This window comes from Tardiphaga robiniae (assembly GCF_001618955.1).
In the GTDB taxonomy this organism is placed as follows: Bacteria; Pseudomonadota; Alphaproteobacteria; order Rhizobiales; family Xanthobacteraceae; genus Tardiphaga; species Tardiphaga robiniae_A.
Map to the genome: position 1 here is coordinate 65,016 of NZ_LVYV01000001.1, position 12,190 is coordinate 77,205.

Annotated in this window: 15 protein-coding genes; 8 read left to right on the forward strand and 7 right to left on the reverse strand. The window is 61.5% G+C overall.

The window, feature by feature from the left end; genetic code table 11:
* Window positions 1-7 precede the first annotated feature (7 nt).
* The 4 genes from A4A58_RS00320 to A4A58_RS00335 form a co-directional block, all read right to left on the reverse strand.
* Window positions 8-823, reverse strand: a complete 816-nt coding sequence (locus A4A58_RS00320) for an ABC transporter permease (protein ID WP_068728770.1) — start codon at window positions 821-823, stop codon at window positions 8-10.
* Window positions 823-1,734 (reverse strand): ABC transporter permease, encoded by a 912-nt coding sequence (locus A4A58_RS00325; RefSeq protein ID WP_068728774.1) that lies wholly within the window; start codon window positions 1,732-1,734, stop codon window positions 823-825. The genes A4A58_RS00320 and A4A58_RS00325 overlap by 1 nt, the downstream gene beginning before the upstream one ends.
* Window positions 1,731-2,897, reverse strand: a complete 1,167-nt coding sequence (locus tag A4A58_RS00330) for an ABC transporter ATP-binding protein (protein ID WP_068728776.1) — start codon at window positions 2,895-2,897, stop codon at window positions 1,731-1,733. The genes A4A58_RS00325 and A4A58_RS00330 overlap by 4 nt, the downstream gene beginning before the upstream one ends.
* Window positions 2,898-2,962: 65 nt before the next feature.
* Window positions 2,963-5,632, reverse strand: coding sequence for a sensor domain-containing protein (locus A4A58_RS00335; protein ID WP_068728778.1), 2,670 nt, complete (start codon window positions 5,630-5,632; stop codon window positions 2,963-2,965).
* A gap of 190 nt (window positions 5,633-5,822) precedes the next feature.
* Here A4A58_RS00335 and A4A58_RS00340 point away from each other — a divergent pair, with 190 nt between their 5' ends.
* The gene (locus A4A58_RS00340) at window positions 5,823-6,926 is read left to right on the forward strand and encodes an NAD(P)/FAD-dependent oxidoreductase (protein WP_068728780.1); all 1,104 of its coding nucleotides are present in this window, start codon (window positions 5,823-5,825) and stop codon (window positions 6,924-6,926) included.
* Between the two features lie 168 nt (window positions 6,927-7,094).
* On the opposite strand, the gene A4A58_RS00345 is transcribed toward A4A58_RS00340, so the two are convergent.
* A complete protein-coding gene (locus tag A4A58_RS00345; protein WP_068728781.1) occupies window positions 7,095-7,280 on the reverse strand; it encodes a YdcH family protein in 186 nt (61 codons plus the stop codon).
* Window positions 7,281-7,529: 249 nt separating this feature from the next.
* Here A4A58_RS00345 and A4A58_RS00350 point away from each other — a divergent pair, with 249 nt between their 5' ends.
* From A4A58_RS00350 to A4A58_RS00355, 3 genes are all read left to right on the forward strand, one after another.
* Window positions 7,530-7,736, forward strand: coding sequence for a YdcH family protein (locus A4A58_RS00350; protein WP_068728782.1), 207 nt, complete (start codon window positions 7,530-7,532; stop codon window positions 7,734-7,736).
* A 272-nt stretch (window positions 7,737-8,008) separates the two neighbouring features.
* Window positions 8,009-8,158 (forward strand): hypothetical protein, encoded by a 150-nt coding sequence (locus tag A4A58_RS30660; RefSeq protein WP_158005628.1) that lies wholly within the window; start codon window positions 8,009-8,011, stop codon window positions 8,156-8,158.
* A gap of 8 nt (window positions 8,159-8,166) precedes the next feature.
* On the forward strand, window positions 8,167-8,418 hold the full coding sequence (locus A4A58_RS00355; RefSeq protein WP_068728784.1) for a hypothetical protein: 252 nt from the start codon (window positions 8,167-8,169) through the stop codon (window positions 8,416-8,418).
* Between the two features lie 26 nt (window positions 8,419-8,444).
* Here A4A58_RS00355 and A4A58_RS00360 read toward each other — a convergent pair whose 3' ends face one another.
* Entirely contained in the window at window positions 8,445-9,059 is a 615-nt protein-coding gene (locus A4A58_RS00360) for a GGDEF domain-containing protein (RefSeq protein ID WP_244499615.1), read from the reverse strand.
* Between A4A58_RS00360 and A4A58_RS31235 the strand changes: the two genes are divergently transcribed.
* Genes A4A58_RS31235 through A4A58_RS00370 form a run of 3 tightly spaced genes read left to right on the forward strand, consistent with a single transcriptional unit; the run spans window position 9,058 to window position 10,828 of the window.
* Window positions 9,058-9,237, forward strand: a complete 180-nt coding sequence (locus A4A58_RS31235) for a hypothetical protein (protein ID WP_170849526.1) — start codon at window positions 9,058-9,060, stop codon at window positions 9,235-9,237. The two genes, A4A58_RS00360 and A4A58_RS31235, sit on opposite strands and share 2 nt — an antisense overlap.
* Window positions 9,234-9,722: a 5-(carboxyamino)imidazole ribonucleotide mutase gene (gene purE, locus A4A58_RS00365; protein WP_068728790.1), complete on the forward strand. Its 489-nt coding sequence runs from the start codon at window positions 9,234-9,236 to the stop codon at window positions 9,720-9,722. Before A4A58_RS31235 ends, purE begins: the two co-directional genes overlap by 4 nt.
* A gap of 8 nt (window positions 9,723-9,730) precedes the next feature.
* Window positions 9,731-10,828, forward strand: coding sequence for a 5-(carboxyamino)imidazole ribonucleotide synthase (locus A4A58_RS00370; protein ID WP_283804884.1), 1,098 nt, complete (start codon window positions 9,731-9,733; stop codon window positions 10,826-10,828).
* A gap of 26 nt (window positions 10,829-10,854) precedes the next feature.
* On the opposite strand, the gene aqpZ is transcribed toward A4A58_RS00370, so the two are convergent.
* Window positions 10,855-11,577, reverse strand: coding sequence for an aquaporin Z (gene aqpZ, locus A4A58_RS00375; protein ID WP_068728793.1), 723 nt, complete (start codon window positions 11,575-11,577; stop codon window positions 10,855-10,857).
* A gap of 282 nt (window positions 11,578-11,859) precedes the next feature.
* On the opposite strand from aqpZ, the gene rpsU reads away from it, so the two are divergent.
* Complete coding sequence (gene rpsU / locus A4A58_RS00380) at window positions 11,860-12,156, forward strand: 30S ribosomal protein S21 (RefSeq protein WP_068728794.1); 297 nt, start codon at window positions 11,860-11,862, stop codon at window positions 12,154-12,156.
* The last annotated feature ends 34 nt before the right edge of the window (window positions 12,157-12,190 follow it).

The window sequence follows — 12,190 nt, forward strand, 5'->3', positions numbered from 1 at the left end:
TTTCGCCTTACAACGGCGCAGCGCTTTCGCCCCGGGCGCTCGACAGTTTCGACACCAGCGATGCCAGCACGATAACGACGGCGATGAAACCGACGATCAGCGTGCAGATGGCGTTGATCTCCGGTTTCACGCCAAGACGCACTTCCGAATAGATCCGGATCGGCAGCGTTGCCGAGCCCGGCCCGGTTGTGAAACTGGCGATGACGAGATCGTCCAGCGACAGCGTGAAGGCCAGCATCCAGCCCGCTGCAATGGCCGGCCAGATCAGCGGCAACGTAACGGCTATAAATGCACGGAGCGGATCGCGGCCGAGATCCATAGCCGCTTCCTCGAGGCTGCGATCGATGCCGGCGAGACGCGACTGCACCACGACAGCGACAAAGCACATGGTGAGTGTGGTGTGGGCGATGGTCACCGTGACAAAGCCGCGCCCGGCATCCAGCGCCACGAACAAAAGCAACAACGACAGGCCGGTAATCACCTCGGGCATCACCAGCGGCGCGTAGAGCATCCCGGACATCAGCATGCGACCGCGAAATCCCGTGCCACGCGTCAACGCTATCGCGGCCAAAGTGCCGAGCAGCGTTGCGAGCGTTGCCGACACGACCCCCACGCGAAGACTCATCCAGGCAGCATCGAGCATCGCACGGTCGTTGAAGAATTCGGTGTACCAGCGCGTCGACCAGCCGCCCCACACGGTCACGAGGCGAGACGCGTTGAATGAATAGATGACCAGAATGACGATCGGCAGATAGAGAAACGCCAGGCCGAGCACCAGCGACGTGACGTTAAAGCGCGACAGGCGGAGCGGATGCACGGCCATCAGCGCGCTTCCAGCTGCCGGCGCTGCAGCCGGTCATAGACCAATAACGGGATCAACAGCAGCCCGAGCAACACAATCGCGGTAGCCGACGCCACCGGCCAATCCTTGTTGGTGAAGAATTCGAGCCACAGCGTCTGGCCGATCATCAGCGCATTCGATCCGGCGAGCAGATCGGGAATGACGAATTCGCCCATGATCGGGATGAAACACAGCAGTGCACCGGCGCCGACGCCGCGCAGGGACAACGGAACTGTTACCAGCCAGAAGGCGTCGATGCGCGAGACGCCGAGATCTGCCGCGGCTTCGATCAGCGACGGGTCCTGCTTCGCCAGCGTGGCATAGAGCGGCAGGATCATGAAAGGCAGATAGGAATAGACGATGCCGAGATACATCGCACTGTCGGTGGACAGCCACACGACTGGCGTCGATACGACGTGCAGCGCAAGAAGGACCTTATTGAGCAAGCCGTCATGCTGCAGGATGTTGATCCAGGCATAGATGCGGATCAGGAACGAGGTCCAGAACGGCACGATCACCAGCATCATCGCGATACCCTGCCAGCGTCGCGGCAGACGCGCCATGCCATAGGCGATGGGATAACCGACCGCGAGCAAGATCAGGGTCGATACGACGGCGACGAGGACGCTGCGCAGATAGGATGCGAGATAGAGATTGTCCGAAACGAGCAACCGAAAATTATCCAGCGACAGCGCGGCAAACGACGCTTTCAGTCCATCGATCCCCTCGGACAGCCCGAACACCGGCATATAAGGCGGCTGCGCAATCGCTGTCTGCGACAGGCTGATCTTCAGCACGAAACCGAACGGCACCAGAAAGAACAGCACCATCCAGACATAGGGCGGGATCGCAGCGAGCCGCGCCGGCGCCGTGAAGATGCGGCGCGCGCTCATTGAACCAGCACCACGCAATCATCGGGAGCAAACCATGCCGCGACGCGCTCCCCCATCGAATAGGCATCGACATCGAGCCGCGCCGTGTTGGCGAGAGCGACCCGCAATGTGGCTCCGCGGTCGAGCTTCACCTTGTAGAGCGAGCGACCGCCGAGATAGCCGACGTCGGAGATGACCCCCTCAAGGCTGTTCATGGCGCCGCTATTGACGAGGTCCGTCGCCGGCCCGCGACGCGACAACCGGATCTTCTCCGGGCGGATCGCAACGCAGATGACCGCATCGCCGACGGGCTGGCGCGGCTCGATCGCAAACAGGGTTCCTACATCGCGGCCTGCAATGGTCAGGCGATGACTGTCACGGTGCGTGATCCCGCCCTCGATGATGTTGATGTCGCCGACGAACTCCGCGACCCAGCGCGATGCGGGCGCCTCATAAAGCTGTCGCGGTGTCGCTACCTGTTGCAGGCGACCATCATTCATGACGCCGATGCGGTCGGCCATGGTCATCGCCTCCTCCTGATCGTGGGTGACGATCACGAAGGTGGTGCCGAGCTGACGCTGCAGCGCCATCAACTCGACCTGGGTTTCCTCGCGCAGTTTCTTGTCGAGAGCTGCCAGCGGCTCATCGAGCAGCAACAATTGCGGATGCCGCGCCAGTGCCCGGGCGAGCGCCACGCGTTGTTTCTGGCCGCCCGACAACTGATCCGGTCGGCGTTTCTCCAGTCCCTGGAGCTTGACCAGCGCCACCATCTCGGCAACCCGCGTATCGATGCCGAGACGCGTCAGGCCAGCACTCTTGAGACCGAAACCGATATTGTCGCGCACGTTGAGATGGGGAAACAGCGCGTAGTTCTGGAACATCATGTTGACGGGCCGCTGATGCGGCAAGACCGCGGCGATATCCTCGCCGTTCAACTCGATCTTGCCCGTGTCCGGCGCTTCGAAACCGGCCAGCATGCGCAGTAACGTGGTCTTGCCACAACCGCTCGGGCCGAGCAGCGCGAAGAATTCACCGGCCTTGATGTCCAAGGAGAGATCGTCGACTGCGCTATGCGCGCCGAATTTTTTGGTGACGCCGTCAATCCGCAGCAAGGGCGTGGGATAGGCGATGACCGGCGCATCGCTGGCCGCCGGATCCGCGACTGTCGCAGTGAGATTCGTCATAACCGCAAGCTAGCCGCGGAACGTCGCGGGCTCAACAGCATCAGCACTTCGCAACGGTCTGTCGCTCAACCGACCATGCGCGCGGCGGGCGTAGCGGCGGCAATCCGTCCGACCAGCGCAGCATATTGCGCAATCGGGGCAGGACGCCCGATGAAGTAGCCTTGTACGCCGTCGCAGCCTTCGCTGGCGAGGAAGCAGAGTTGCTCGTGGGTCTCGACGCCTTCCGCAACGATCGCGACGTCGAGGCCATGGCCAAGCCCGATGACCGCGCGCACGATGGCGGCGGACTGCGGATTGAGCCCCAGATTGATCACGAAAGCGCGGTCGATCTTGATCTTGTCGAACGGAAATGCCTGCAGATAGGTCAGCGAGGAATAGCCGGAGCCGAAGTCGTCCATCGAGATGCGCACACCGAGCGCCTTCAACCGCCGCAGCAACGCGACACCACGATCGAAATCCTCGATCAGCACACCCTCGGTGATTTCCAGCTCAAGGCGACCGGGCTGCAGGCCGGTTTCGAGCAGGATCGAATGCACGAGGCCGACGAGATCGCCGTGCATGAACTGCGCGGGCGACAGGTTGACCGCGATCTGCAGCGGTACCGGCCACGAGGCGGCCTCAAGGCAGGCCCGGCGCAGGATCCACTCACCCATCTCGACGATCAGGCCACTTTCTTCAGCCAGCGGAATAAAGTCTCCAGGCGGCACGAAACCGCGCGTCGGATGAATCCACCGCGCCAGCGCCTCGAAGCCCGTAATGTCGGCATCGACGACGGTCTGGCCGGCGCGTGCCTGGGGCTGGTAGTGCAGCGACAATTCGCCATTGCGGATCGCGGCCGAGAGGTCCTGATGCAGCACGCGGCGATCGCGCAGTTGCTGGTCCATTTGGGGCTCGAAGATGCTGATCGAACCGCGCGACTGCGACTTGGCACGGAACAGCGCCGCGCCGGAATTCGCCAGCAACGCGGCCGGGTCATGGCCGTCGCGCGGGAACAGCGAGATGCCCGTGGTGACGCCTGTACGCACCGATTTGCCCTCGATCGGGAATTCCTCCGCAAGGGCCGCGGCGATCCGCTCTGCGATCAACAGCCCGGCCGCGGGCTGCGCGCCGTCGATGATCACGCCGAACTCGTCACCGCCGAGCCGCGCCACAACTCCGCCGCCCACGGCTGCATCGACACGACGCGACACTTCGATCAGCAGCTTGTCACCGATGGCGTGACCGAAGACATCGTTGACCTCCTTCAGGCCGTCGAGATCGATCGACAGCACCGCGAATTCCTCGGAGGTCTCGCCGCAGGCATCGATCATCTGCGACAGAGCCTGCAAAAAGGCCGGGCGGTTCGGCAGATCGGTCAGGCCGTCGTGATAGGCCATATGCGCCATCCGCGCCTCGGTCTGGCGGCGGTCGGTGACATCTTCGTGGGTCTTGATCAGATATTGCGGCTCGCCTGCTTCGTCGAGGACGGTGACCCGGCGGGTCAGGAACAGCCGCAATCCGTCGCGCGTGCTGATCGGATGCTCTTCCGCAATCGGTGTTCGGCCCCTGATCGCAGCCTGATCGCGACTGACAATCAGCTTCGCTTCTTCCGGGCGAAGCATTTCGGGAACGGTCAGACCGATAGCGTCTTCGCGTTTGCGACCCAGAATGACTTCTGCGCCGCGGTTGGCAAACAGATAACGGCCGGTGCTGATCTGCTGCACCATCAGCGACACAGGAATATTGTCGAGTACGGTCTCAAGGAATTTCTTGGCGTTCTCCAGTTCCTTGGACAGCGACTTGCGGTCGGTCACATCCTCGAACAGCGCAATCAGGAATGCCGGCTCATTGCGTTCGTTAAAGGCAATCACGCGATTGCTATCCAGCGTGCGGACGTCTGAACCAATCTCTACATTGAACTCGCTGCGACACTGACTGCGTGTTTCCACTGCCAGGGCATCGGCTTCGGCAATCGCTTTCGCAGACTGTGCGGAGAATATCTGATCCGGTCGCTTGCCGACGATCTGATCGCGCGAGAGCCGAGAGAAGGTCTCGAAAGCCCGGTTGGCGAAGATATAGCGGCCATCGTCAATGGTCTTGGCCGCGACGCAGATCGGGACGTGATCAAGGACAGATTCGAGGAACTGCTTGGTGGTCGCAAGCTCGCGCTGCAGGAAACGCTGCTCGGTGCAGTCCTCATGAATGCCGATGGCGCCGCCATTGGGAAGCCGGCTGAACTTGACGTGAACGGATTGCCCACCGGGCATTTCAGCAATGTACTCGCCGGCGGAAACAGTCTGCTCGTAGAAGCTCTGGGTGGCCAGATCGAGCTTGCCACGCTGGCGGCGTAACTCACGCAATCCTGGACCGGTAATATCCTTGGTGATGTCGGCGCGCGTCAGGTCGTAGATCTCAAGATAGCGATCATTGCAAAACACGACCCGCTTCTGGTCGTCGAGCATCACGATGCCTTGGCCGAGATGATTGAGGGCAGAACCGACAAACGCATTGCGACGCTGCTGCTCGCGACGCACATTGCGCAGTGCCGAGGCGACCCACAGCACAATGGCGGCGAGAAATGCCAGCGCGACAAACCCACCGATGAGAATCTGCCAGATCATTTGCGGGTCGAGTTCGCTGATATAATGAACCGCCGGGGATTCTGCATGGGCTCCGGTAGTGCAGCCAAGAAGGCACGCGACCGCGATGACGGACACTGCCGCCTTGCTGTCTGATCGCCCGATCTTGCCAGTCATTACACACCCGCGTATTCGCAGCGTGAGTGTTTGGTTACAGGTATGTGGATCAGGTAAATGCGTATCGTCGCACCTGCGGAATGCGGCGAAATTTGGTGGTAATTAGCTGTGATGCTTAATGTTTTACTAATGCGCCACATGCGCAAGGTCGAACCGCGGATGACCGGCGCAGCAAACTATCGGACGCGACATGGACAAGGTTGAATGCGTGGTGGTGGGCGCCGGCGTCGTGGGTCTTGCGATCGCCCGGCGACTGGCGGAAGCGGGACGCGAGGTCATCGTGCTGGAGGCTGCGGACGCGATTGGTACCGTAACCTCGTCGCGCAACAGCGAGGTCATCCATGCCGGCATCTATTATCCGGCCGGCAGCCTGATGGCGCGGCTCTGCGTCGCTGGAAAACAGGCTCTCTATGATTATTGCCGGGATCGCGGCATCCCACATCGCAACTCCGGGAAACTGATCGTCGCCACACGTCCGGAGGAGATCGCCAAACTGGCGTCGATCAAAGCGCATGCCGAAGCCAATGGCGTCGCCGACCTCAAGCAATTATCCGGGACAGGGGCACGGGCGCTGGAGCCCGCACTGGCTTGCGAAGCCGCGCTGTTGTCCCCCTCCACCGGAATCGTCGACAGCCACAGCTACATGTTGTCGCTGCGCGGTGAAGCGGAAGCCGCCGGCGCGGCCTTCGCATTCCTCGCGCCGCTGGAACGTGGCCGGGTCACCGCCGACGGTTTCGAACTGGATGTCGGCGGTGAGGCTCCGATGACACTCAGCTGCGACATGCTGATCAATTCCGCAGGCCTGTCCGCAACCGCGATCGCCCGCATGCTCGACGGCATGCCGCTCGACCTGATACCGCCCGCTTATCTGGCGAAAGGCTGCTACTTCAGCTGCAATGCGAAAGCACCGTTCTCGCGGCTGATCTATCCCGTGCCGGAACCGGGCGGCCTCGGGGTGCATCTGACGCTCGATCTGGCCGGTCAGGCGCGTTTCGGCCCTGACGTCGAGTGGGTGGATCATATCGACTACACAGTCGATCCGGCACGCGGAGAGAGGTTCTATCCGGCCATCAGGCGCTACTGGCCGAGTTTGCCGGACGGCGCATTGATGCCAAGCTATTCCGGAATGCGGCCGAAGATCGTGCCGCCCGCAGTCGCGGTGCAGGATTTCATGATCCAGGGTGCCCAGACCCATGGCGTGCCGGGCCTTATCAACCTGTTCGGCATCGAGTCACCGGGGCTGACATCATCGCTGGCCATCGCGGACTACGTGGCTGAGATGGCGGGACATTGAACGCGAAAGGTTGCAGGCGAAGTGATCCAGGCCAACCGAATACTGGAGCTTCGTCGCAAACCTATCGCGGGATGAGGGGAAGACGTCATCGCACCTACGCAAAAGCAGTGACGTAGACGGCGATGTCGATGCTGTGATTTATCGTTCGCTGATCAGTGCAGCCGTTGATCAGTGCACCGTTTCGCTGGCCCCGTTTTTGAGACGCTGGATTTCGTCCCTGACCATCAGTTTTCGACGCTTGAGTTCGACGATGCGGAGATCGTCGGTAGACAGGTGCACGAGCGCTTCGTGCAATTCGCTTTCGAGAACTTTGTGCTTGCGTTCCAGTTCGACGAGATGCGCCTGTAGTGCCATTCGAAAACTCCTCGGTAGGATTGAACCTCAGGATACGTTCGGTTGGACGATGAATTCTACATGACAGTGGACATCTGTCGATGGGTATTGAAAAGTGTATTTTGAGTTTCGGGTATCGTCTGAAACGAATCGTGACCTGATTGCGCCGCAAAAACCTGGAACCGGACGGCTTGCGTGGTGCGCCTGCACCGGCGATAGTCATTCTAGAAATCCCTCGCAAATGACTTGCGAATCCAGTCAGCTAGAAACATGAACGACGACGAAGATCGCGAACTCCCGTTAGAACTCGCCCGATTGCAGCAGGAACATCGCGACCTCGACGCCGCTATCGATGCCTTGCAACATTCACCGGCACCCGATCTTTTACGACTGCAACGGTTGAAGAAGAGGAAGCTTCAACTGAAAGACCGGATCTCCTTCATCGAAGACCAGATCACCCCGGATATTATTGCCTGAGACAACGCGTCGCGCTGTGGCTGTGGGTTGAAGAACGACCAGGGCTGCGAACTCAACGCGTGACGATCAATGGATCGGCTTTCTTTGCCTCGCGGTGAATGCAGCGGGCGGAGCGTTGAAACTGGCCCATCATCAAAATCCAGCTTCGCGACCGGCCGGCATCGCGATGTGGCGCGGCGGAAGTTTGCGCGTGCGCGGCACATCATTCCACGCCTGTTGCTTGTATCGTTCGCCAACATCTTTGCCTGGATGGGCTGCGCGAATTGATCGCGATGACGCTCACGCTGGGCGGCCTGACGCCGGCGCAGCGCAAGCCGGCTTCGGCGGATCAAGACGCGCGACGGGAAGATCGCCACAGGGCGCCGAACTTGACAAAAGAACAAAATAAGAACAAACTTGCGCCGAGATCAATCGACTCGTGAGGGGCGCCATGGCCGATATCACCTATTATGTCGCACTGCCCTTCCTGCACGACGACTCTGGTTCGCCGGCCGCCGGTGCTGCCGAAGAATGTCAGAGCGCGTCCGGCGCCATCCGCCGCGCCGAACTATTGTCCCGTGCGCCGGGCTCGATCGGCGCACTGGCCTTCAGCCGCACCGGCGATCCGATGATCGGCGAGTTCGGCGACGCCCAGGTGATCCGCGCCTTTGGCGAAGTGCCAAGCGACCTCAGCGCATTGTAAGGGCGCCAACGCCGACGATCGGCTAACTACACTTTCGCACGTCGCGCGGTCTTGCGCACATACATCGCCTTGTCGGCCTGAACCAACGCGGCTTCACCATCGGCCTCAGGACCCAGCAGTGCGACGCCTGCGGAGGCGCCGGCCGACACGTTGATGTCGCGGAAGACGAAAGTGAGCTGGTCGATCGCGGCTTCCAAAACCTGCGCCTTGGCGCGTGCATCAGCCTCGCTGACATTCCACAGCAGCAGCACGAATTCATCACCACCCAGTCGCCCGATCACGTCGGATGCGCGGACATGCCGCCGGAGCACGCCAACCACAGCCTTGAGCACGATGTCGCCGGCCGCGTGACCGAAGGCGTCGTTGATCGGCTTGAGGCGGTCGACATCGAGCACAATCAGTGCACCCGTCGCGCCATAGCGGGCGATGAAGGCCACGGCGCGGGTCAGCTCGCGGGCAAAGCCACGGCGGTTGAGAATGTCGAGCAGGAAGTCGGTTTCCGCCGAAGCGCGCAATTCGGCAATCTTCGCCTGCGCCTCCGTGAGTTGCACCTCCAGCCGCCGGATCGTCAGCGCGGCCGCCGGCCCGCGGCTTTTCGGCAGCGACACCAACGCCTTGGAACCGCGCAACGCCAGCTTCATGGAGCGTTTGACCGACTTTGCAGCAGGCGTTCGGGTTTTCTTTTGCATGGGATTTGTTACAAGGCTTGCCAGTCTTCACCAAGACGAGATCATGTTTGCCACGCTCCTTGCCACGCAAGGGGACGACATTGTATTTCCAGCCTATCTTTCTGGATTCGCGAAAGAAAATACGGAATGACCGCGCCCGTCGCCATTATTATGGGAAGCCAGTCGGACTGGGAAACCATGCGCCACGCCGCCGAAACGCTGACCGCGCTCGGCGTATCCCATGAGGCGCGCATCGTCTCGGCCCACCGCACGCCGGACCGGCTGGTCGCATTCGCCAAAGGCGCCAAGGCAGCGGGCTTCCAGATCATCATCGCCGGTGCCGGCGGCGCTGCGCATTTGCCCGGCATGGCCGCGGCGCTGACGGAGCTCCCGGTGTTCGGCGTGCCCGTGGAATCCAAGGCGCTGTCCGGCGTCGATTCGTTGTATTCGATCGTACAGATGCCGGGCGGCGTGCCCGTCGGCACGCTGGCCATCGGCAAGCCCGGCGCTATCAATGCGGCACTGCTCGCGGCGAGCGTGCTGGCGCTGCACGACACGGCACTGGCGACAAAGCTCGCCGCCTGGCGCAAGGCGCAGACCGATGCCGTGGCTGAAAAGCCGGAAGGTGCGGCGTGAGCGCTGTGGTGACGAAGGTTCTCAAGCCGGGCGATACGATCGGCATTCTCGGTGGCGGCCAGCTCGGTCGCATGTTGGCGATGTCCGCAGCACGCCTCGGCCTCCGCTGTCAGGTTTTTTCACCGGATCCGGATTCGCCGGCTTTCGATGTGGTGCAGAACGCAACTTGTGCTGAATATGCAGATGTCGAGGCGCTCGAACTGTTCGCCAGTGATTGCGACGTCATCACCTACGAATTCGAGAACGTGCCGGCCGCCACCGCGATGATCCTCGACGCGCGGCGCCCGGTGCTGCCGGCACAGGCCATCCTGCAGACCACGCAGGACCGCCTGGCCGAGAAGGATTTTGTAACGTCACTGGGTATCGGCACGGCCGGTTACGCAGGCGTTGCGAATGCTGGCGAGCTTCATGCAGCGGTCAAGAAGATCGGTCTGCCAGCTGTCATCAAGACGCGTCGCTTCGGTTATGACGGCAAGGGCCAGGCAATCATCCGCGAGGGTGACGATCTCGATCAGGTCTGGAAGGATCTCGGCACCAACTCCGCGATCCTTGAAGCCTTCGTGCCATTCGAACGCGAGGTCTCGGTCATCGCTGCACGCGGCGCCGACGGCCATGTCGAATGTTTCGAAGTCACCGAAAACGAGCATCGCGATCACATCCTGAAATTCTCCTATGCGCCCGCGCACATCTCCGACGCGCTTGCCGCGAAGGCACGCGAGATCGCCGAGAAGATCGGCACTGCGCTGGGCTATGTCGGCGTCTTTGCCGTCGAACTGTTTGTCGTGCCAGGCCCAAAGGACGCCATTGACGGCGCGACGCTTGTCGTGAACGAAATTGCGCCGCGCGTGCACAATTCCGGCCACTGGACGCTCGATGGCGCCTCGGTGTCGCAATTCGAACAGCACATCCGCGCCATCGCCGGCTGGCCGCTCGCCAAACCCGTCCGCCACGGCCAGGTCACCATGATCAACCTGATCGGCGACGACATTCTCGATTATGGCAAGTGGCTCACCGTCCCCGGCGCCACCGTGCACCTCTATGGCAAGGGCGCACCGAAGCCTGGCCGCAAGATGGGCCATGTGGTTGAGGTGAAGCCGGCGACGTAACGCCGCCGGCTTCACCGCCTCATTCGTCAGGTGGCCGACTTACCTTCCACCACACCGGCGGGCTCGTCACTCAGCCAGCGATAGATCGCGCCGCCGAGAACACCGCCAACCAGCGGCGCCACCCAGAACAGCCACAACTGCTGCAGTGCCCAGCCGCCGACAAACAATGCCGGCCCGGTGCTGCGCGCCGGATTCACCGACGTGTTGGTGACTGGAATGCTGACGAGGTGGATCATCACCAGCGCAAGCCCGATCGCCAGCGGCGCGAAGCCCGCAGGCGCCTTGCCATGTGTGGAGCCCATGATGATGAACAGGAACATCATGGTCATCACCACTTCCATGATGAAGCCCGCCACCATGCTGTATTTGCCGGGCGAATGATCGCCGTAGCCGTTCGAGGCAAAGCCCTTGGCAAGATCGAAACCGGCAGCGCCGCTGGCGATGACATACAACACGGCCGCCCCCGCTATCGCACCGACGACCTGCGCAATCACATAAGGGAGAATCTGGCCGGCGGGAAAACGTCCACCCGCCGCAAGGCCCACGGTGACCGCAGGATTGAGATGGCAGCCCGAAACGTGGCCGATGGCATAGGCCATGGTCACGACGCTGAGGCCGAAGGCGAGCGAGACCCCGACGAGACCGATACCAACCTGCGGAAATGCTGCCGCGATTACGGCACTGCCGCAGCCTGCAAATGTGAGCCAAAAGGTGCCGATCAGTTCGGCCGCGTATTTTTTCCCATTCATGATGCTCTCCGGTCGTAATCGGCGTCCCGGCTGAGTCGCCGCGGGAATTATGCGTCCGTGCTCCAATACCTGTCGAGACAGGGAACCTGCCCTATCCCCACCCGAGAAAATTCGAAAAAACACGCTATTTTCCCGGCCCAAGAGGTTAAAATGACGGCGCCGCAAGGTGGACATTCACCATTTCATCTGGTACATCGGCGCCCTTGAGGTTAAGGGCATGGCTTTTGTCGGCCCTTCGCTTTACCGAAATTCAAATCCGATCAATTGAAAAGAGGATGCCGCGTGCAGGTTCTCGTTCGCGATAATAACGTCGATCAGGCTCTCAAGGCGCTGAAGAAGAAGATGCAGCGTGAGGGTATTTTCCGCGAGATGAAGCTCCGCGGTCACTACGAGAAGCCCTCTGAGAAGAAGGCTCGCGAGAAGGCTGAGGCCGTGCGTCGCGCACGCAAGCTGGCTCGCAAGAAGCTGCAGCGCGAAGGCCTGCTGCCGATGAAGCCGAAGCCGGTGTTCGGCGCGGGTCCTGGCGCCGATCGTGGCGGCCGTCCCGGCGCAGGCGCTGCTCCGCGCACACCGCGCTAAATTCGCGTCATCATTTGAGTTCGATAACGCGGGC

Coding starts and splice junctions, on each gene's coding strand:
- A4A58_RS00325 (WP_068728774.1), bottom strand. CDS start 1,734: ATGAGCGCGCGCCGCATCTTCACGGCGCCGGCGCGGCTCGCTGCGATC.
- aqpZ (WP_068728793.1), bottom strand. CDS start 11,577: ATGAATGGGAAAAAATACGCGGCCGAACTGATCGGCACCTTTTGGCTC.
- purE (WP_068728790.1), top strand. CDS start 9,234: ATGACCGCGCCCGTCGCCATTATTATGGGAAGCCAGTCGGACTGGGAA.
- A4A58_RS00360 (WP_244499615.1), bottom strand. CDS start 9,059: ATGAAGCTGGCGTTGCGCGGTTCCAAGGCGTTGGTGTCGCTGCCGAAA.
- A4A58_RS00355 (WP_068728784.1), top strand. CDS start 8,167: ATGGCCGATATCACCTATTATGTCGCACTGCCCTTCCTGCACGACGAC.
- A4A58_RS30660 (WP_158005628.1), top strand. CDS start 8,009: ATGACGCTCACGCTGGGCGGCCTGACGCCGGCGCAGCGCAAGCCGGCT.
- A4A58_RS31235 (WP_170849526.1), top strand. CDS start 9,058: ATGGAGCGTTTGACCGACTTTGCAGCAGGCGTTCGGGTTTTCTTTTGC.
- A4A58_RS00330 (WP_068728776.1), bottom strand. CDS start 2,897: ATGACGAATCTCACTGCGACAGTCGCGGATCCGGCGGCCAGCGATGCG.
- A4A58_RS00320 (WP_068728770.1), bottom strand. CDS start 823: ATGGCCGTGCATCCGCTCCGCCTGTCGCGCTTTAACGTCACGTCGCTG.
- A4A58_RS00345 (WP_068728781.1), bottom strand. CDS start 7,280: ATGGCACTACAGGCGCATCTCGTCGAACTGGAACGCAAGCACAAAGTT.
- A4A58_RS00340 (WP_068728780.1), top strand. CDS start 5,823: ATGGACAAGGTTGAATGCGTGGTGGTGGGCGCCGGCGTCGTGGGTCTT.
- A4A58_RS00350 (WP_068728782.1), top strand. CDS start 7,530: ATGAACGACGACGAAGATCGCGAACTCCCGTTAGAACTCGCCCGATTG.
- A4A58_RS00335 (WP_068728778.1), bottom strand. CDS start 5,632: ATGACTGGCAAGATCGGGCGATCAGACAGCAAGGCGGCAGTGTCCGTC.